Annotated in this window: 16 protein-coding genes; 8 read left to right on the top strand and 8 right to left on the bottom strand. The window is 62.9% G+C overall.

The features are described from left to right. Positions 1–205: 205 nt before the first annotated feature. The 6 genes from ABD833_RS16485 (at position 206) to aspA (ending at position 11,791) form a co-directional block, all read left to right on the top strand. Positions 206–3,460, top strand: a complete 3,255-nt coding sequence (locus ABD833_RS16485) for a beta strand repeat-containing protein (RefSeq protein WP_345074475.1) — start codon at positions 206–208, stop codon at positions 3,458–3,460. 136 nt (positions 3,461–3,596) lie between these two features. Then, positions 3,597–4,562, top strand: coding sequence for an NAD(P)/FAD-dependent oxidoreductase (locus ABD833_RS16480; protein ID WP_345074474.1), 966 nt, complete (start codon positions 3,597–3,599; stop codon positions 4,560–4,562). A gap of 387 nt (positions 4,563–4,949) precedes the next feature. Beyond that, positions 4,950–7,433, top strand: a complete 2,484-nt coding sequence (locus ABD833_RS16475; protein ID WP_345074472.1) for a DUF5686 and carboxypeptidase-like regulatory domain-containing protein — start codon at positions 4,950–4,952, stop codon at positions 7,431–7,433. Between the two features lie 344 nt (positions 7,434–7,777). Continuing rightward, positions 7,778–8,953 (top strand): galactokinase, encoded by a 1,176-nt coding sequence (gene galK / locus ABD833_RS16470; protein WP_345074471.1) that lies wholly within the window; start codon positions 7,778–7,780, stop codon positions 8,951–8,953. 215 nt (positions 8,954–9,168) lie between these two features. Next, the gene (locus ABD833_RS16465) at positions 9,169–10,218 is read left to right on the top strand and encodes a UDP-glucose--hexose-1-phosphate uridylyltransferase (RefSeq protein ID WP_345074469.1); all 1,050 of its coding nucleotides are present in this window, start codon (positions 9,169–9,171) and stop codon (positions 10,216–10,218) included. Between the two features lie 166 nt (positions 10,219–10,384). Next, positions 10,385–11,791, top strand: a complete 1,407-nt coding sequence (gene aspA / locus ABD833_RS16460; RefSeq protein WP_345074468.1) for an aspartate ammonia-lyase — start codon at positions 10,385–10,387, stop codon at positions 11,789–11,791. A gap of 189 nt (positions 11,792–11,980) precedes the next feature. Here the strand turns inward: aspA and ABD833_RS16455 are convergent, their stop codons facing one another. The 5 genes from ABD833_RS16455 to ABD833_RS16435 all read right to left on the bottom strand — a co-directional run bounded on the left by ABD833_RS16455 (position 11,981) and on the right by ABD833_RS16435 (position 15,791). Beyond that, a complete protein-coding gene (locus tag ABD833_RS16455; RefSeq protein WP_345074466.1) occupies positions 11,981–12,547 on the bottom strand; it encodes a GNAT family N-acetyltransferase in 567 nt (188 codons plus the stop codon). Between the two features lie 152 nt (positions 12,548–12,699). After that, the gene (locus ABD833_RS16450) at positions 12,700–14,001 is read right to left on the bottom strand and encodes a TPM domain-containing protein (RefSeq protein WP_345074465.1); all 1,302 of its coding nucleotides are present in this window, start codon (positions 13,999–14,001) and stop codon (positions 12,700–12,702) included. 119 nt (positions 14,002–14,120) lie between these two features. Beyond that, entirely contained in the window at positions 14,121–14,321 is a 201-nt protein-coding gene (locus ABD833_RS16445; RefSeq protein ID WP_345074463.1) for a hypothetical protein, read from the bottom strand. Between the two features lie 86 nt (positions 14,322–14,407). Continuing rightward, the gene (locus ABD833_RS16440) at positions 14,408–14,731 is read right to left on the bottom strand and encodes a hypothetical protein (protein ID WP_345074461.1); all 324 of its coding nucleotides are present in this window, start codon (positions 14,729–14,731) and stop codon (positions 14,408–14,410) included. Between the two features lie 31 nt (positions 14,732–14,762). Further along, positions 14,763–15,791: an SMP-30/gluconolactonase/LRE family protein gene (locus tag ABD833_RS16435; RefSeq protein WP_345074460.1), complete on the bottom strand. Its 1,029-nt coding sequence runs from the start codon at positions 15,789–15,791 to the stop codon at positions 14,763–14,765. 381 nt (positions 15,792–16,172) lie between these two features. Here ABD833_RS16435 and ABD833_RS16430 point away from each other — a divergent pair, with 381 nt between their 5' ends. Then, positions 16,173–17,201, top strand: coding sequence for an SMP-30/gluconolactonase/LRE family protein (locus ABD833_RS16430; protein ID WP_345074458.1), 1,029 nt, complete (start codon positions 16,173–16,175; stop codon positions 17,199–17,201). Between the two features lie 72 nt (positions 17,202–17,273). Continuing rightward, on the top strand, positions 17,274–17,468 hold the full coding sequence (locus tag ABD833_RS16425) for a DUF433 domain-containing protein (RefSeq protein WP_345074457.1): 195 nt from the start codon (positions 17,274–17,276) through the stop codon (positions 17,466–17,468). A 245-nt stretch (positions 17,469–17,713) separates the two neighbouring features. On the opposite strand, the gene ABD833_RS16420 is transcribed toward ABD833_RS16425, so the two are convergent. The 3 genes from ABD833_RS16420 to ABD833_RS16410 form a co-directional block, all read right to left on the bottom strand. Beyond that, positions 17,714–18,985, bottom strand: a complete 1,272-nt coding sequence (locus ABD833_RS16420) for a M48 family metallopeptidase (RefSeq protein ID WP_345074455.1) — start codon at positions 18,983–18,985, stop codon at positions 17,714–17,716. Positions 18,986–19,447: 462 nt separating this feature from the next. Beyond that, a complete protein-coding gene (locus ABD833_RS16415) occupies positions 19,448–20,125 on the bottom strand; it encodes an SLATT domain-containing protein (protein ID WP_345074454.1) in 678 nt (225 codons plus the stop codon). A gap of 6 nt (positions 20,126–20,131) precedes the next feature. After that, positions 20,132–20,488 carry a 4-fold beta flower protein gene (locus tag ABD833_RS16410; protein WP_345074452.1) on the bottom strand — a complete coding sequence of 119 codons (357 nt, stop codon included), beginning with the start codon at positions 20,486–20,488 and terminating at the stop codon, positions 20,132–20,134. Positions 20,489–20,512: the final 24 nt, after the last annotated feature.

Below are 20,512 nucleotides of genomic sequence, written 5' to 3'. Positions count from 1 at the left end.
TGGTTCAGAGCCCTGCTAATATTTATCCGGCAGAGTAGCTAACATTTCACCTTCACCTCATTAGCCGCACTGTTGCTTCGTTCTGACCATTGCCTCAGAGCCGTTTTTTTGAGGGAGCTACCCCTGATTCTTTTCTGCATTTGCCGGCTCGTCAGCCTTTAACCGAGCGGCCTTTTCCAACAAAAACACACCTAACCCTCTGCATATGAAACAAATCTTACAGTTATGGTTCCTGCTGCTGGCCCTGGTGCCACTGGGAGCAACCGCGCAGGTCCAGTACCAGCATATGGAGCTCAGCAATGGACAGCCCCAGCTCAGCACTCCCGCTTCGCGCAAAGCGGATGCCCTCTGGCAGGCATCTCTGGCAGCCAAAACTGCCAATAGCGTGGCCGCCCCCTGCGCTACAACGACCACCCTGGACTTTGGGACTAATACCGGAGACTGGAAAAACCGCACCCCGGTAAACGCGGGTGGCGGCAGCACCAACACCACCATCAGCACGGCCGGCACCTACCAGGAGCCCGGTACCGGCACTGAGACGATCCTGACGACAGGCACTAACGGCGGCGTGTTTAACACCACCAATGGCACGCCTTTGTCCTGGCAGGCCGATTACGCTACTCTTACCACTACCGCTAATCCGGCGCTGACTTCTACCCAGATCACGTATAACTTCAACCGCCCGGTCAACAACTTCGAGATGAACATGCAGGACATCGACTTCGGTGCCGGCTCATTCGTTGATGGGGTGACCCTGAATGCCGTGCTGGCTGACGGCACCGTGCTCAACCTGTCGTCGGCTGCGGACGCGGAGGTTACGAACAATACGACTTACAACACCCTGACCGGAAACCTTATAAGAGGCATTCTGGCCTCTGACAACCTTGCCACGACGGCCAGCGTCAAGATAGTGCTGCTTAAGCCTATCATCCGCCTGCAGATCATCTACCAGAACCTGATTACTGGTGTTGCTCCAGGCAACCAGTACATCGCCATCGACTACATGAAGTGGTGTACGCAGGCGAACGTGGCGACTACGCTCAGCGGCCCGGCCCGGGCCATTCCTACCTCCCAGGTAACCTACACCGTAACCACCACGGCCTCCGGTGACTTTGGTGCCACCGGCGTGCAGCCTAAAGTGCAGCTCAGTGCTGACCTGAACTCGCAGAGCCCGGTATTTCCGACCGGCAGCAGCTACAACAATGCTACGGGCCTGTTGACGCTAGCCACGGTTCCTACGCTGGCCGTTGGAGCCAGCAGCACGTCGCTCATCCGGTTCAATATGCCGGCTACACCTGTAACGGGCACGGCCAGCTGCACCATCGACACCGACGACGCGGCCCCTGCCGACAACAACGGTTCGCTGGCCGCGGCCAAGGTAACGACCACCGTCAATCAGAGCCCAACGGCGCAACTCAAGTCAGCTACCGTTTCTCCTAATACCGCCGTGTTCACGGCTTTGCCAGCCATGACGGGTACCGACCAGGACAACGACCCGCTGACTTTTACTATCGTGGGCACGAGCATTCCGGCGACTGGCTTTGGTACCGTCTCTTACACCAATAACGGCACACGGGTAGCCGTTGCGGGCAGTAGCAACGTAACCCTGACGGCCGCCCAGGCCACCACGCTGGAATTCCGGCGCGGCGCTACTGCCACTCCCACCTCGGCTACTTTCCAGTATTTCGTATCCGACCCCTTCGGCGGAGTTAGCCCAAATGTCAACTATGCCTTGACAGTAGCCGACCAGCCGGCCGTGTATAGCTCGCCGAACGTATTTACTACTACCGCAACGATTAATAACTACCGGTTAGCAACTGTAACTGACCCGGATGGTACTATAACTACTGCAACTCGTTTTGGCAGTAATTTACCAAGTAACCTGTTTTTTGCTACAACAGCTCTCGCATTGGGCAATGGTCAAAATGCTTTCACCGTGGCTGCAGGCACTTTTTACGGAGATAACAAAAATGCTGTCCCAGCCGGCACGTATTCCTTTACGGTTACTACCTCCGGGCCGGGTACTACGACAACTATTCCGGTTACTATCAAAATTATAGCCAGCGACACTGAAGCAGCTTACTCCACTGCCAATACCTACAACCGCGATGCTCTGACTTCGGGCTCGTCGCTGGCAACGGTTACAGATGCGGATGGTCCGGTCACGAATGCAACTTTGAACGGTACGCTTTTCAACGGCATGTCATTCAATGCCACCACCGGGCAGTTCACAGTTAACTCAACTTCGGTTCCATTGGCGGGCACCTACACTTACTCGGTGACCACTACGGACATTGCGGGTGGCACTACGACCATCAATCCTGTTACCATCACCATCGTGGATGATGTGGAAGCCGTATATTCTGTTACCCAATCATTCAACCGTGATGCCTTGGCTACAAGCAGCTCACTTGCTACGGTAACCGATGCTGATGGCGCCGTTACTTCGGGGGTACTTTCAGCAGGTGCTTTGCCGGCTGGTATAGCATTGAATGCTACCACCGGGTTATGTAGCGTAAGCAATACCAGTGAGTGCGTCAACGGCAATTACTCCTTCACGGTGAGTACCGTCGATAATAAGGGGGGCAAATCAATACTAGCCGTTGGAGTCAACTTGTTCGAAACCGAAGCGGTATACACCGCTGCTCCGGCCAAAACCGGTCCCTACGCCAACGACTACACCCTGGCCACCGTTTCGGATGCCGATGGCACCATCACCAACGCCGTACTCAGCAACTCTACGCTGCCGACAGGCGTGGGCTTCGACGCGGCCACCGGCCGCTTTAGAGTAGCCGACCGCAACCTGATCAAGACCGGCACCTATCCCATGCAGGTGCAAACGACGGATAACACCGGCGGGCTGAGCCTGAGCGGCTTCAACATCAACGTCGGCAGCAGCCCGCTGCCCGTCGAGCTGACGGTGTTCGAAGCCAAAGCCGTGGGCCGCGATGCCCGTCTGAGCTGGACCACCGCTTCGGAGAAGAACAACGACCACTTCACGGTGGAACGCTCTATCAGCAAGGATCAGTTTGAGGCCATTGGCACCATCCAGGGCCACGGCACCAGCACCCAGTCGCATAGCTACAGCTTCATCGATGCCGGCATCGGCACCCGGCGCGCGGGCGTAGCGTACTACCGTTTGCAGCAGGTCGACACCGACGGTACGACCAGCCTAAGCCCGGTACGGGCCCTGAGCTTTGCTTCGGAGAATGTGGCCGCGGGCAAGCTGGAGCTGTATCCAAACCCCGCCACCGATAACACGACGGTAGATCTGACGGCGCTGGCCGCCGGCTCGTATCAGGTGACTCTGGTTGATGCCACCGGCCGCACGCTCAGCTCGAACAGCTACGTTGCCGGAGCCGTTCACAAGCTCGACATGCAGCGGCTGCTACCAGGCACTTACCTCGTGCTGGTACGTGGTCAGGGGATTAAAATCGCGAAGACCTTAGTGAAACAATAAGCCTTTGGGCTTGCCGGCCAAAGAGCCTCTCCCCCCCGGAGAGGCTCTTTTGTTTTTAGCGGCGGTGGGCGGCCGCCGGCCGGGCCCAACCGCGCCGCCGGTTTAGCGGTATAGGTCAGTTGATATCTTCGCTGCCATGTCCAGACCCGCCGCTCCGCGCCACTCCGTCCCCGCGCAACCGCTCACCGACTACGACGTGATAATAGTAGGGGCCGGCAGTGCCGGGCTGAGCGCCGCGCTGCTGCTGGGCCGCTGCCTGCGCCGGGTGCTGGTCTGCGGCAGCGCCGCCCCGCGCAACGTGACGTCGCCGGCCGTGCACGCCTTTTTCTCCCGCGACGGCGTGAAGCCGGCCGAGCTCCTGCGGCTGGGCCGCGAACAACTGGCTCCTTATACCACCGTGCAGGTACGGACGGCGTACGTAACGGCCATCGAGTCCACGGCCAACGGCTTCGGGCTGACGGCGGAAGGCGACACCGGCCGCGGGTTTACGGCTACCACCCGCAAAATCCTGCTCGCTACGGGCGTGGCCGACGAGCTGCCCCCCCTGCCGGGCATGCGGGAGCTGTGGGGCCGGGGCGTGTTGCACTGCCCCTACTGCCACGGCTGGGAAGTGCGCGACACGCCCTTGGCGGTGTATGGCCAGGGCAAAACCGTTACGGGGCTGGCCCTGCTAATCAGCCGTTGGTCGAAGGACGTGGTGGTGTGTACCGATGGACCGGGCCACCTGACCAATAATGCCCGGCGGCGGCTGCGCCACCAGAAGATTCAGGTCCGGGAAGAGCCCATCAGCCACCTGGAAGGTAACCGGAGCGGGCAGCTACGCCACATCGTATTCGAAAACGGGGAAAAGCTGGCCCGCCGGGCAGTGTTCATTCACCCGGCCCAACACCAGCGCAGCGACCTGGCTCAGCGGCTGGGCTGCCGCCGTACCAGTACGGGGGCGGTGTGGGTCGACAAGGGCGGGCAAACCAGCTGCCCCGGCATCTACGCCGCCGGCGACGCAACGCCCGGCGCGCAGAAAGCCCTGATTGCCGCCGCCGAAGGGGTGCAGGCCGCCATGACCATCAACGAAACCCTGACCCGGGAGGAGTGCCCGCGGTAGCGGTGGAAGGCTGAACCTTGAAGCAGCCGGGGCACCTGACCGGCCCATCAGCCGACGACCTGTTTATAAGTATGCTCGTCACGCAGTAGGGGCGGGGCAAGCCCCGCCCCTACTGCGTGACGAGCATAAATTTCGGAGGGGCTTTAGCACCTTCCCGGTGGGCGCCGCGTTGGGCCAGGCAACCCCCGGGGCCGGGGCCGGCAGCCGGTGAGCGGGCGCCGGTGAACCTTACGAATCAATTTTCCGGATTCCGTCGGGAACGGCCGGCCTTTTGGTTAGCTTGCTCATCCGGGTTTGGGCGCTGGCAGCCCCCGCCGGTTTTTTCAGCTTATTCCTTGCTACTGCTTTAGTGCCTTCATGAGAAACGTTTGCCCGCTGCTTCTGCTTTTGCTCCTGCTGCTGGGTGGCGTTTCGCCGGTAAAGGCGCAGCGTATTGTTTTCGCGGGCCGGGTGACGGAAGCCGGCACTGACCAACCCATTCCCTTTGCGTCGCTGTTCGTGCCCGGCACCTCCATCGGCATCACCGCCGATGCCGAGGGCCGCTACGAGCTGAGCGTGCCGCAGCCCCCCGACACGCTGGCGGCCTCGGCACTGGGGTTTGCGGTGCTGAAAAAGCGGGTGGGCAACCAGGCCCGCCAAACGGTGAACTTCGCGCTGGGCTCCGGCGCGTTTTCTTTGGGCGAAGTGGTGGTGCGGCCCCGCGAAAATCCGGCCTACGAAATTCTGCGGCGGGTGCAGACCCACAAACCCCAGAACGACAAGCGCAGCCTGGACGCCTTCGAGTTCGACAGCTACAACCGGATTCAGACCACGCTCACCAACCTGCCCGACCGGCTGGCCAAGCGCCGCGCGATCCGCGACATGCTGGCCCTGGCCGACACCCTGGGCCAGCCCCACGATGCGGCCAACCCGGCGAACCTGCCCATTTTCGCCTCCGAAATTCTGTCGCGCTTCTACGTGCACAACCGGCCCGTCCGCAGGCGCGAGGAAATCCGCCGGTCGCAGATGCGGGGGCTGGGGCCGCGCGAGGGGTCGGTGCTATCCCAGATTCTGGGCTCCTCGTTTCAGGACTACGACTTCTACCCCAACTGGCAGAACATCCTGGGCAAGGACTTCATCTCGCCCATTGCCGACGGCTGGCGGCTGGCCTACGAGTACGACCTGCAGGATTCGGTGCTTATCGGCCCGGACTGGTGCTACCAGCTGGGCGTGACGCCGCGCCGGGCCCAGGACCTGGCCTTCGTGGGCACCATCTGGATTACGGCCGACACCTACGCCCTGCGCCGCGTCGAGCTGAAGAAAAGCCCCCAGGCCAACCTCAACTTCGTCAACCAGCTCACCGTGTTTCAGGAGCTGACCCCACCCACCGCCGGCCCCGGGCTGCCGGTGCGCACCCGGGTGGCCATCGGCGTGACGCCGGCCGACAAGCAGGCGGGCATGCTGGTGCGCTTCACTACCCTCAACTCTAATTTCGAGCGCAGCCGCGCCCACGACCTGGCCTTCTACGACCGGCCCATGGAAACCGCGGCCAATGCTTACGAGCTGCCCCAGGACTTTTTTGACCGCAACCGGCCCGACTCGCTCAGCCGGGCCGAGCAGCACACCTTCGTCATGCTCGACTCGGTGAAGCAGCTGCCCAGCGTGCGCTCGGTGCTCGACCTGGCCGATATTCTGGTGAACGGCTACAAGCGCGTGGGCAAGCTGGACGTAGGCCCGGTGCTGGCTACCTACGGCTTCAACAACGTGGAGGGCCACCGGGTGCGCCTGGGCTTCCGGACCACCCCCGAGCTGAGCCGCAACTGGCTGAGCCGCGCCTACCTGGCCTACGGCACCCGCGACGAGGAGCTGAAGTATGGCCTGCGCATCAACCGCATCATCGAGCGGAACCACTGGACCGTGGCCGGGGTGGAATACCGCCACGACCTCGACCAGGTGGCATTGCTCGACAATGAGTTCGGCCAGGAAAACCCGCTGTTCGATGCCGCCGCCCGCCTGGGCAACGTGCGCCGGGGCCGGCCGCTGATGCGCGACCTGTCGTCGGCCTTCCTGCAAACCGACCTGTTCCGGGGCTTCACCCAGAAGATAACCGTGCGGCGGCAGAGCTTCCGCCCACTCTACCGGTTTGCCTACTACAACACCGACCGGCGCGAGCCGGGGGCGCCCACGGCGGCCGACTTCACCCTGGCCGAAGTTATCCTGGAGTCGCGCTACGCCCGCGACGAGGTGCTGGTGGAAACCGAAAACCGGCGTAAAGCCATTGGCCTGATGCGGTGGCCGGTGTTTGTATTCCGCTACACCATGGGCGCCAACCACGTGCTGGGCAGCGACTTCAAGTACCAGAAGCTCAACGCCGTCATCACCCAAAGTGTGCAGCTGGGCCAGCTGGGCCGCGCCGACTACCGCGTGGAGGCGGGCTACATCCCGAGCACGGTGCCCTACCCCATCCTGAAAACCCACCTCGGCAACCAGTCGCCGTTCTACAACGGGTCGGCGTTCAACCTGATGCGCTTCTTCGAGTTCGTGAGCGACAAGTACGTTTCGGTGCGGGTGGAAGACCACTTCGAGGGCTTGTTTCTGAACTCGGTGCCCGGGCTTCAGAAGCTGAACTGGCGGCTGCTGGCTACCGGCAACATCCTCTACGGGGGCGTGAGCCAGGCCAACCGCCGCCTCAGCCCGCGCCTCGACCCCACCAACGGGGAGATGCTGCCCACGTTTCAGGCCCTGGGCGCGGTGCCCTACGCGGAAGTCGGCTACGGCGTGGAGAACATCTTCAAGGTGGCCCGGGTCGACTTCCTGCACCGCCTCACCTACCGCGACGCCCCCGAGGCCCGCAATTTCGGCGTGAAGCTCAGCCTGCAGTTCCGGCTCTAGCCAATCGCGTGGCGGGAGTCCGGCCATTCGCGACAAGGCCCGGCGGTTGACCAGTGAGGCCTCGGAATAGCCCGGGGCCGTCGGTAGCGGTACCGCCCGGGCCGCCGTTAGGGGTTCCGGGTAGCCTGGTTCCGATGCTTCCGGCGCGGCGGGGGGCCGCTCATCCAGGCCGCGAAGTTTTCCTTCGCGACGCCCGGCCCGGGTCGGCGGGGGCCGCCGGCAACGACTCGCGAAGGGAAACCTCACGTTGTCCAGCGGCGGTACCCGGACCCGGAAACTGCCGTGATTTATTTTTTATCAGCAACTTGCCGCTTTCCCTTCCCGCCGGTTTTATCTGCTAGCCCATGCTTAGCCAGGCCATTGTCACCTCGTTTCGTCAGCACTTCACCCCGGAGCCCCTGCTGGTGCGCGCCCCCGGCCGCGTCAACCTGATCGGGGAACATACCGACTACAACGGCGGCTACGTGCTGCCCGCGGCCATCGACAAGGAAATGTACTTCGCCGTGGCCCTGAACCAGAGTCCGACCATCAATCTGCGGGCCTACGACCTGAACGAAGCCCTGTCGATAGCAGCAACCGCCGTGCAGCGGACCGAAACGGCCTGGGCCAACTACCTGCTGGGAGTAGTGGCGCAGTTTCAAAAGCGCGGCATCCGCGTGCCGGGCTTCGACTGCGTGTTTGGTGGCACCATACCAATCGGGGCGGGCTTGTCGTCGTCGGCGGCGGTGGAGTGCGGGCTGGCTTTCGCCCTCAACACCCTGCTGGGCACCAACCTGGACCGGATGACGCTGGCCCTGATGGCGCAGAAGGCGGAGCACGAATACGCGCTGGTGCAGTGCGGGCTGATGGATCAGTTCGCCAGCTTGTTCGGCCAGGCCGGGCAGGTGGTGCGCCTCGACTGCCGCTCCCTGGACTACGCGTACTTTCCCTTCGACACCCGCGCCTGCCGCCTCGTGCTCTGCAACTCGGGCGTGAAGCACGCCCTGGCCAGCACCGCATACAATACCCGCCGCCAGGAGTGTGAGCAGGGCGTGGCCGTGTTGCAGCGCTACTATCCCCACGTCCGGACCCTGCGCGACGCCACCTTAGACCAGGTGCAGGCCCACCGCGACGAGCTGGGGCCGGTGGTGCATAAGCGGTGCCGGTACGTGGTGGAGGAAAACCACCGGGTAGAGCAGGCCGGCCACCACCTGGCCGCCGGCGACCTGGCCGCGATGGGCCAGCTGCTCTACGCTTCCCACGCCGGCCTGCGCGACGATTACCAGGTGAGCTGCCCGGAGCTGGACAAGCTGGTAGCGCTGGCCCAAACCGGGCCGGGCATCTACGGGGCCCGCATGATGGGGGGCGGCTTCGGCGGCTGCACCATCAACCTGGTGGCCACCGAACACGCCGAACGCTTTATCACCCACGTGAAAGCCGCCTACGACAGCCACTTCGGCCGGCCGCTGGAAACCTACAACGTTACCATCGTAAACGGCGTGGAAGTGGTTGAGCCGTTAGCAATGAGCAATTATCAATGAGCGATTATCAATGAGCAATTATCAATGAGCAATTATCAATGAGCAATGAGCAATTCTACCTCATTTTGGTGGCTGTTAGGCAAGCGCTTAGACGGCTCCGGCATTTGAATGCTCATTGATAATTGCTCATTGCTCATTGATAATTGCTCATTGCTCATTGATAATTGCTCATTGATAACTGCTCATTGCTAATTGCTCATTGCTAACTGATTCCCATGTTCGATACCGCCCACCACCCGCACCGCCGCTACAACCCGCTCACCGGCGACTGGATTCTGGTATCGCCGCACCGGGCGCTGCGGCCGTGGCAGGGGCAGCAGGAAGCCCCGGAGATGGATACGCGCCCCGCCTATGACCCTGCCTGCTACCTCTGCCCCGGCAACGTGCGCGCCAACGGGCAGCAGAATCCGCCCTACCCCGGCACCTACGTTTTCGACAACGACTTCGGGGCCCTGCAGCCCCAGGGCCAGGGCGGCGGGGTGAATATTGGCGGGCTGCTGCGGGCCGAAGCTGAAACCGGCCTCTGTCGCGTCATCTGCTTTTCGCCCCGCCACGACCTGACCCTGCCCGAAATGCCCGTGGCCGACATCCGCGCCGTGGTGGACGTCTGGGTGCAGGAATACCTCACCCTGGGAGCCCGGCCCGACATCAACCACGTCCAGATTTTCGAGAATAAGGGCGCGGTGATGGGGTGCAGCAACCCCCACCCGCACGGTCAGATCTGGGCGCAGCAGACCGTGCCGGGCGAGCCCGCCCGGGAAGGCGTGCAGCAGGCCGCTTACTTCGCCGGGCATGGCCGCAGCCTGCTCACCGATTATCTGGCCCTGGAGCTGAAAGAAGGCCAGCGCATCGTGTTGGAGAACGAGCACTTCGTGGGGCTGGTGCCCTACTGGGCCACCTGGCCGTTTGAAACCCTGCTGCTGCCGCGCCGCCACGTCGCGTCCATCGAGCAGCTCACAGCGGCCGAGAAGGACAGCTTCGCCGCCGCGCTCCAGCAACTCACCATCCGCTACGACAACCTGTTTCAGATTTCCTTTCCCTACTCCGCCGGTCTGCACCAGCGCCCTACCGACGGGCAGGAGCACCCGGCATGGCACCTGCACCTGCACTTCTACCCGCCCCTGCTCCGCTCGGCCACGGTGCGCAAGTTTATGGTGGGCTACGAAATGCTGGGCGACCCGCAGCGGGACATCACGCCCGAGTTCAGCGCCGAAAAGCTGCGCAGCCAGCCGACGACCCACTACAAAACTCCGGCCCCGCGTTAGGGGAAAACGGGCCCCCACTGCCAGGCGGTAATCCTCCGGGCTGGGCGGCTGAACGGGACGGCACCTGCGCCGAAAACCGGCGGCCGGCCGGCACCAGCGCCTGTTTTCCGCCTTCCGGCCCGGTTTGCCGTAGAAGCATCCTTATCCTCCTTCCCAACCTATCCGCATGATTTCGACCCGGCTTGAACACGACTTTTTGGGCGAGCGCGCCATTCCTGAATCCGCCTACTACGGCATTCAGACGCTACGGGCCCTGGAAAACTTTACCATCACGGGCATCCCCATCAAAGCCGAGCCGCTGTTCGTGCAGGCCCTGGCCTACGTGAAGAAAGCCGCCGCCATGGCCAACCGCGACCTGGGCGTGCTCGACCCCACCCTGGCCGGGTTCATCATTCAGGCCTGCGACCGGGTGAGTACCGGCGCGCTCGACGACCAGTTTCTGACCGACATGATTCAGGGCGGCGCGGGGACGTCGGTGAACATGAACGCCAACGAGGTGATTGCCAACGTGGCCCTGGAGCTGATGGGCAAGCCCAAAGGGCAGTACGAGTTCTGCCACCCCAACAACCACGTCAACTGCTCCCAGAGCACCAACGACGCCTACCCCACCGCCTTCCGCATTGCGCTCAGCAACAAGCTGGTGGGCTACAGCCAGACCCTGGGCGAGCTGGCCGATGCCTTTGCCGACAAGGGCACCGAATTCCGCAACGTGCTGAAAATGGGCCGCACCCAGCTCCAGGACGCCGTGCCCATGAGCATGGGCGACGAGTTTCGGGCCTTTGCCACCAACCTGCGCGAGGAGCTGCTGCGCATTGCCGACAGCCGCGGCCTGATCAGCGAAATCAACATGGGGGCCACGGCCATCGGCACCCGGGTGAATGCCCCGGCGGGCTACGCCGAGCTGGTCACCGAGCACCTGCGCACCGTGACGGGGCTGGACCTGAGTCTGGCCGGTGACCTGATCGAAGCCACCTACGACACGGGGGCCTACGTGCAGCTGTCGGGGGTGCTGAAGCGGACGGCCGTGAAGCTGTCCAAAATCTGCAACGACCTGCGGCTGCTGTCGTCGGGGCCCCGGTGCGGCATCAACGAAATCAACCTGCCGGCCCTGCAGCCCGGCTCCAGCATCATGCCCGGCAAGGTGAATCCGGTGGTGCCCGAGGTGGTGAACCAGACCGCGTTTTACGTTATCGGCGCCGATCTGACGGTGACCATGGCGGCCGAGGCCGGGCAGCTCCAGCTCAACGTGATGGAGCCGGTGATTTCCTTCGCCCTGTTCACTTCCATTTCCTACATGACCAACGCCTGCCGCACCCTGCGCGAGAAGTGCGTGGTGGGCATCACGGCCAACGTGCAGCACGCCGAGAGCCTGGTGCGCAACAGCATCGGCATCGTGACCCAGCTCAACCCGGTGCTGGGCTACGAAATCACCGCCGAAATTGCCAAGGAAGCCCTGCTCACCGGCAAATCCGTCCACGACATCACCGTGACCGAGCGGCAGCTGGTTACCCAGGCCCGGTGGGACGAGATTTTCACGTTCGAGAACCTGATCCGGCCCTCGTTCATGCAGTAGCACGCTTCCGTAGCAGCAGCGTTGAAGTTTTCACGCAGGGTCCCGCAGGGTTGGGGCGCAGGGTCTCGCAGTGGTCCGTTGAACGACCCTGCGAGACCCTGCGCTTTTACCCTGCGGGACCCTGCGTGAAGTACATCCGGGCACGCCCGCCCAGGATTTGGGGAAGGACAAATAACCGCCCCGGGCGGCCTACTTTGCCGGTTGGGGCAGCGCCGGCCCAATGGGCTCGACCATACGCTCGAAGCGCAGGCGTCCATCGGCGGCCGGGGCAGTGGGCTGGAAGTCATTGTGCAGCAGCACCTGCCGGGAAGCCTCATTCCCGGGTTGGGTATGGGCGATGAGCCGGCGGACCATAGCCGTTTGCGCGGCGTGCTGCACCAGCCCCGCTACCAGCTCGGTAGCCAGGCCCTGCCCGCGCCAGTCGGCGGCAATGGAATAGCCGATTTCAGCCGTCCCGGCCGCATCGGGTGGCCCCAGGAAGCCCCCCGCGCCCACCAGCGTAGCAGGGGTATCGGCGCTGGCTTTACGAATGGCATACCAGCCGTACCAGCCGGCCGCCGTGCGCCCACCCGCCGTGAGCTGCGCCAGAAAAAACCCGGCGGTTTCCTGGTCATACTCCCCCGGGGGCCAGTCGGCCGGCATAGCCGCGCCCAGCAGGATGGGGAAGTAGCGGGGCTTCTGCAGCTCGGCAATCAGCAGGGCCCGGCTGGCCGCAATAAGGGTGAGACGGGAAGTATGGGCAATCAGAGGAATCATGGCAAACAGATAGGGCCGGCAGTGGCAAACAGCTAGGGTGGGTTTCGGGGCCCGGCAAAAGTAGCCCCGGGCCGGAAAACAACCACCGCCACCGGACAACGGGCTTTATTGTGCGGTCAGGGTTTCGTTTTCAGGCCCGCTGCTACCAGGAGCTACCAGGAGCCGCTGTTGCTGTTATCGTCGTCGAACCCGCCGCCGCCGGTGTCATCCGATGCGGAGTCGTCGTACGCAGAGGTGTCATCCGAAGAGAAATAATCGGGCTCGGCTGGCGCCGCATCGTCGGTGAAGTAATCCGGGGCTGATTCGGCCGGAGCGCTGGAATTGTCGAGCGCCGGAAATCCGCCGCTTCCGGCTGCGGCGTTGGTCTCCGGGGCCAGAGCGGGAGCCGGGCTGCCGGTACCCGGCTGGCTGCTATCGGGCGTGGTGTCCTGGCCGGAAGCCATGCGGTTGCCCAGGTACGCCCCGGCGGCAGCCGCGGCCCCGGTCATCAGAATACCGCCCATAGCGCTGCCCCCCATCCCGGTTCCCCCCGGGCGGTTCAGAAAATCGGGGGCGGACGGCCCCATTGGCCCCCGGGCAGGCCCACCGGCCGGCCGGCCCGGTTGATTTGGCAGAAAATCCGGGGCAGCAGCTGGTCCGGGCGTAACCGGCGGGGTTGCCGGCGCGGCCCGGCGGCGAAACAGCCGCACGAGCAGCCACAGTACGCCCCCAATGAGCAGGGCGCCGATGGCTAACGCCCCGATTCCCAGCCCCGAGGCTGAGGCGGCCGGCGCGGGGACGGCTGCCGTAGGCGAAAAAGGCTCCGACGCGGGCGCGGAAGCCATCGGGTCCGTACCCGGAGCCGGAGTTGGAGCCGGCGTCGGAGTTGGGGCTGGATCAACGTCTGAGCCCAGGGCTTCCGCATCGGCCCCGGTCATGGGTGCCGCCGCTGTCGGCAGCTGGTTTTTTTGGGGGTTCGACGTGGGATTGGCCGCCCGCAGCAGGGTATTCAGTCCTGCCCGCAGGCCGGTGAAGTAGCGCCCCAGCTTAAAGCTGGGCATCATCTGCTCGGTGATAACGCGGTTGGTCAGCGCCGGAGTAATGGCGGCCCGCAGCCCCTGACCCGCCTGAATGGTGAGCTGGCGCTCTTCGGCGCCCAGCAGAATGATGAGGCCGTTATCCTTATTCCGCTGACCTATTCCCCAGCTCTTGCCCAGGGAACGGGCGTAGTCGTCCACGGCGCGGCCGCCCAGGCTGGGCACGGTCACGACGACGACCTGGGTGCCCGTATTGTCGGCGTAGCGGCGCAGGCCGTTTTCCAGGCTGGTGGCTTCTGCCGCACTCAGCAGTTTGCCCTGGTCGGTTACGAAGCGGAAGGGGACGGGGCGGGGCGGCAGCACAGTTGCCGGCTGGCCCAGCGTGGGCGGGCTCAGGACCGCCATCAACAATAACAGCAGAATCAGAAAGCGGGGCATGGCAGAAAAGCAAGGTGGTAGAATGGCTTGGCCCACCTTCTACGGTCCGGCCGGCCAAGTAGTCGGGTTGCCCGCTGCCCTCCGGCCCGGGCCACCGGATGCCGCCCCTTCGCGGGGCCTTAGCGTAGCAGTCCCCGGACCGGCAACCCGCCCCTGCTATACCGGTGGGCGCAGCCCAGCAGCAGAATGGCGGTTGGCGCGGGGGTAGCCGCGGCGCCGGAGGTGGGTTGGTTTTTAGTGGTGCTACAGGCCGTCAGGCCCAGCAGTAGCCCAAGCAGACGGGTTGAACCCCGCCGGTGGTAGCGGCTGAATAATTTCATGCGGATGAACAAGGCTCGTGGATGGCAGCCAAATTTAGCTCTTTGCTACAAAGTGCCCTCCCCTGGCCCCACCCGCCCACCCGCCGCTACCCGGGGCGGCAGCGGCTGGAAGAAGCGTGTGGCCCGGCGGGCCCGTCGGCAGGCCCGTCGGCGGGCACGCGGCCGGGGTTGGTTTCCTGCCACCCCTGGTCGGGGAAGAGCATCCGGCCATCCACCATCCCATAGACCAGGCCCGGGGCCGGTGCTTGCTGCCCGGCCCGCGCGGGCGCGGGCGTACCGAGTTGCTGCTCGTCGGGCGCATCGGCGATGCGCGGGCCCTGCCGGCACACCTGGCGCTGGCCGACGCGCAGCCTCAGCAACGGCCCAACTAACCCGGGCACCTGGCCAAAAACGGTCAGCTTGCTGAGCACGGCCAACTTCTCTTGCCGCCAGGGGCTCGCGCTACGGCAGCTTCATTTTGTAGAGCCGGAACGGGTATTGCACCAGGTCCTGGCCGTTGTTCCACTTGGGGGTGCGGTTGATTTGGGCGCAGGTGAGGTAGAGGTAGCCATCGGGGCCCACGGCGAAGGTGTCGGGCCAGCTGAGGCGGCCGTCCTGGGCCAGGGTTTCGAGCCGGCCGGCGGGCGTGACGTAGCGAATGGCCTGATTGGGCGAATCGGTGAGGTAGACGTTGCCCTGGGCGTCGGCAATCATGCCGTGGCTCACGCCGGTTTCGCCTACTTCCTCCACGCGGGCTTGCACCTCGGCGGCCGTCAGGGCGGGGTTGCGCAGCGCCTCGGTGGCCACGCGGTAGAGCTTGGTCTGGCTGATGGCCCGGTAGTAGAAGTAGTTGAAATCGGGACTGATGGCAATGCCATTGACGTTGCTGCTGAAGGGCTTGCCGGCTTTGTCCCGCACTTCCTTGCCATCAAGGCGGAGCACGAAGCCCGGCGCGGCGGCCGTCGATTTATCGCCTTGCAGCACGAGGCGGCTTTTGCCGGTGCGCAAATCCAGCACCACGATGCCGGCCAGCTTGGGGTCGGAGAGGTAGGCCAGCTGGCGGCCGGGGTCCACGCGTACGTCGTTGAGGCCGGTGCGCTCGCGGGGCAGGTCTTCGAAGCGGTAGATGCGCGCGACTTTGTTGGTTTGCAGGTCAATTTTCAGCAGTTTGATGCCTGCGATGAGGGGGGCTTGGTCGTCGGGGTTGGCGGGGTCGAGCACCCAAAGGTTGTCGGCGGCGTCGACGACGGCGGCCTGCACGTTCACGAAGCGGTTGGGGGCCTGCAGCGAATCCCAGCGGTTCCACTCGGCATTCGGATAGGGCACCCGCCGGCCATTCACGATTTCGGCCAGGCCAAAATCGTAGTCCTTCTTCTTTTTCGGGAAGGTGACGAAGATGCGCCCCTGCCGGGAAACTCCCACCCCGATGGGCTGGTGCCGGCCAAAATCAGCCACTTCCAGCACGGGCGTTTTGGTGGATTGTGCTTGCACGATGAATCGGTTTACGGCGAGAAATAGAATGAATGGGACCAGGACCAGCTTTTTCATCGGGGCGGCAGCGAAAGAATACGGCGGGGCTTTTTCTAACGGCCGGTTTTGGGCCAGGGTTGAGCGTTGGCTCCCACCGTTCAGCTTGTCCGGCCTCCACGCAACCTTCCCGTGCCCGGCCGGGTAGAGATGGGCAGGTCCTTCTCTTTCCCGTTGTTTGCGATGCAGAGCTGTTCCCAAATACTAAAAAGGAGTCATGCTGAGCGAAGTCGAAGCATCTCGCGTGCAGTCGTTGCCAAATCTAACGTCAGCACGCGAGATGCTTCGGCTTCGCTCAGCATGACGTTCTGTTTTTTTGGATGTTTGAGTATTTGGGAACAGCTCTTGCGTTTCTTACTCCCGGCCCTGCTGCTGTCCAGCCTTGTTACCACTCCCCCGGCCGTGGCCCAATCGGCGCGGTTCACCACCACGGGCCGCGTGGTGCGCCTCGCCCCGGCCCTCGACCAGGTGCTGGCCCCCGATGCGCAGATTGAAATCGTGGCCGCCGGCTTCAGCCACCTCGAAGGCCCGGTGTGGGTGCCCGACAGCAGCATGCTGCTCTTCACCGACAGCAAGACCCGCACCATCTACCGCTGGACGGCCGTCGGGGGCCTGAGCAAATTCCTGGAAAACACCGGCTACACCGGCCGCCTGCCCTACAGCGACGAGCCCGGCAGCAACGGCCTGGCCCTCGATACCAAGGGTAACCTGCTCCTCTGCGACCACGGCGACCGCCGCCTGGCCCGCCTGCCCCTGGCCGAAAAGAGCGGCAAAATCACCGTCTCGGACCACTACCGGGGCCAGCGCTACAACAGCCCCAACGACGTGCTGGCCCACCCCACCAACGGCAGCCTCTACTTCACCGACCCGCCCTACGGCCTCCCCGGGCAGGAGCGGGACCCGCGCCGCCAAACGCCCGTGGCCGGCGTCTACCGCCTCGATGCCAGGGGCCGGGTGAGCCGGGAAGTCGCCGACCTGACGCGCCCCAACGGCCTCGCCCACAGCCCCGACGGCCGCACGCTCTACGTCAGCGTTTCCGATTCGCTCCGCCCCGTCATCATGGCCTACGCGCTTGGCCCGAAGGGCCAGCTGGGCAAAAGCCGCGTGTTTTTCGACATGGCCCCGCTACCCAAAGTCCGCTTCAGGGAAGTACCCGACGGCCTGAAAACCGACCGCGCCGGCAACGTCTGGGCCACCGGCGTAGGCGGCATCTCCATCATCTCGCCCGCCGGCCAGCTGCTCGGCACCATCGACACGGGCGAGGTGGCGGCCAACTGCGCCTGGGGCGACGACGGCCGTACGCTCTACATTGCGTCGGGCACCTGGCTGTGCCGCCTTAAAACCAAAGCGGAGGGGATATTGAGCGGGCAGTAAACCCGGGTCTCCCTGGCCCCCGCCGCCGCCGGCACCCCGGCGGCTACCCGAACCCAGCAGTATCTCAGCCCCATGGAATCCCGGCTCGCCCGCATCACCACCAACCCGCGCCGGTGCGGCGGCCGGCCCTGCCTGCGCGGCCTGCGCATCCGCGGGGCCGACGTGCTCCAGCTCTGCGCCGCCGGCCTAACCGCCGGGCAGATTCTGGGCGGGATGCCCGACCTCGAAGCCCTCGACCTGCAAGCCGCCCTGCACTACGCCGCGTAACCCGAGGTCAGCCCCCCGCCTGTCGTGCTGAGCCTGCGAAGCATCCTGTCACGCCCCCACTACGTCCCAAACGCCCGCCCGCCGCTCCCGGGGGCGAGAGCGACGGGGCGCTATTTGGCGACACTGAAATATGGTGGGTGGCGCGAGAGCAGGAAAACCTGGCTTTCAGCGGGGCCGTGAACACAGGACGCTTTGGCGCACTAAACGGCTTTAATAAACAGGACCGACCGGTTGGCCCGGCGATTTTAGCGCGGCTGTTCGGCTTTCCACTGCATAGCCGTATGGACGCGGGTGCGCCCGCTGGGATGGTCGAAGAAAATTATTTCCTCCACCGGCCCCGGATTGATTTTCCGGTATTCCGACAGTTTCATCGCCACCTTGGCGAAGGCGTCCGGCTCCCGCGCCGTGTTCAGCCCGAACATGTCGGCCTCCTGTTCCTGGGTCCGAATGATGGTATTGAACACCGGCGTGGCCAGGAAGCCGAACACCGCCAGCAGGGCCGCCACCAACGGCAGGCCGGCCACATCGCCCAGGCTGGCAATGCCCCAGCCCGGCCCGTAGCGGCCCAGCAGCCGATGAAACACTACGTCCACCGCCCACAAGCCCAGGCCGATGAGCACCACGAAAAACACCAGCATTTTCGGGATGTGGTTCAGCACGTAATGGCCCAGCTCGTGGCCCATCACGGCTTGTACTTCGGCGGGCGTGCAGCGGTTGAGCAGGTTGTCGTTCAGCGACAACCGGATGGTACGGCCCAGCCCGCTCACGTTGGCGCTGATGCGCTTGCTCTGCTTTGAGGCATCGAACAGGTACACGTTGTCGGCCGGCACGCCGTTGGCCCGCGCCATGCGCAGGATGCCTTCCCGCACCGGCCCGGCCGGCACCGAAGTGTATTGATTGAAGAGCGGGGCCACAAACACGGGGCCCACAAACACCGTCAGCACCAGCGCCAGCGCCACAATACCCGTGGCCCAGGCCCACCCGCGCCGCCCCGTGCGCCGCACCGCCGCGTACACGCCCAGCAGCAGAAAGCTGCCCGACACCGCCGACAGCGCCAGCCCCTTCAGCGCATCGGCCAGCCACGCGCCAAACGTCTGGTTCGACATCCCGTACTGCTGCTCCCGCACCCAGCCCACGTACACGCTCAGCGGAAAGCTCAGCCCCCACGCCAGCAGCAGGTACCCGAACAGGTACGCCAGCCGCCGCAGCCACGGCCGGGGCAGCCGCCCCGCCACGCCGGTTAGCCAGCGCCCCAGCCCCAGCCGCAGAAACACCGCCGCCACCCCCAGCCCATACACCAGCTCCCAGAGCTGCAGCCAGTACCCGCCCTCAAAATACGCATCCGACCGGGCCTTTTGCGCCGGCGTCAGCGTGTCGAGGTAGCGCTGGGTGGCGGCTTCCACATCGAAGGCCGGACCGCTACGGGCCGCCGCGGGCGCCGCCGGTTGCGCCGCCGCCGCGGGCAGCACCAGCGTCAGGGAAAATAACAGCAGCAGGAGTTTGCAGAAATTGGTCATCGCAGCGACAGGAAAGAAGAAAGTACCGTAGGCCGGCGCCCCGTAATCAGGCCCTAAAGCTAAACCCGTTGCTGACAGCTAAGCAGGAGCCGGACATTTTTCCTGATTTTTTATTGGGCGCAACCAAGCGCATCGGCAACGTTGCCACGCAGGAATGGTAAGCCCGCCGGTTGATGGGTTGCCCTACGGCCCCAACCACCCACCAGCCGCTACCGGGGGCGGCAGCGGCGGGGGAAGGCCCCGGCCGTCGCTCGGCTATGCCGGGTGACGATCACGCGGAGCGGCTCTGCCGCGAGGGTCCCGCACCGCTTGGCTTCGGTCAAGTGGCCCGGGCTGGTTCGCAGCATAGCTGCTCAAAGCGTAGTAGTCACTCGGCACAGCCGAGCGACTGCCGGGGTTGCCCTACGGCCCCAACCGCCCACCCGCCGCGACCGGGGGCGAAGGCGGCTGGGACAGCTAGAGTTACTTTAAAACAGGTTGAGGAGTTTGAGGCAAGAAATAAACCAATAAAAAGAACAAGATAGGAGGCAGAAAAATCAGTGCATAGTAAATGAATGAGCCTTGTATAAAATAGTTTATTCTTCTAAACAGAACTTGAATTAAATTAATGCCAAACTCACTCGGCTTATTACATTGAAAGTACTCATAATCTACTGGTTTATGATTTTCGTATTTTTTCAAAATATTTTCATACTGCGTTACTATACCTTGTATAAAAGCTAATTCGTCTATATTTTGTGTGTACGATAAGTTCTTGTACAATTTATAGTTATTATAAATTTCTGATACTTCGAGAGCACATTGATGAAAGCTCTTCGACCAAACTTTATAATCACCTGATATTTCCATTTGGCTGAACATTAACACCAGAATTGAAACTGAAGTTGATGTGAATGACAAAGCACCGTTTGACAAATTAATATCTAGCTTATAGGCAGAAAGGAGTGATAGTATTATAAGATAGGCTGACAAACACCCAACAGCCCAACCTGAAAGATTATTCTTGCTAGCAAACCTATCACTTGCTACAAATCGTGCGCCTCTAGTTATCCAAAGCTTTGTCTCTAAATCTTTTTTAAATATTTCGGCAACTGTTACAACAACAGGTACTTGCGTCTGCTCAGTATTATTTTCAGACATGATTGGCTATACTCCTTGCATTAAAAAGGAATCAAGTGAATGTGAAGATATTGAATTTGAAAAATAAGGTTTATAAGGAGGATACGATTTATATGACTTATATGGCACGTACTGTTTATATGACTTATAAGGCTCGTAAGAGGCATAAACGGGAAGAGTAGCTTTCGTAAACCCTACTCTCCTTCCGGTTTCGTCCCATATTACTCCTTTAATAAACCATCCTAAGTGCTTACCGTTAAACCCGTAAATGTGCTCATCCGCAAGGTATGCAACTGGCTTTCCGTTCCAGAGATACGTCACTGATGATTGCATCTCAATGTATGCAATTGGTTGCCCTTTGGGATTATACAATGTCTCTTCCATCTTTTACGAAAGTTATTCCGACTA

It is taken from the genome of Hymenobacter fastidiosus (assembly GCF_039539565.1).
GTDB classification, from domain to species: domain Bacteria; phylum Bacteroidota; class Bacteroidia; order Cytophagales; family Hymenobacteraceae; genus Hymenobacter; species Hymenobacter fastidiosus.
The sequence above is the reverse complement of the archived record's forward strand: the minus strand, read 5'-3'. Positions and strand labels throughout refer to the sequence as shown.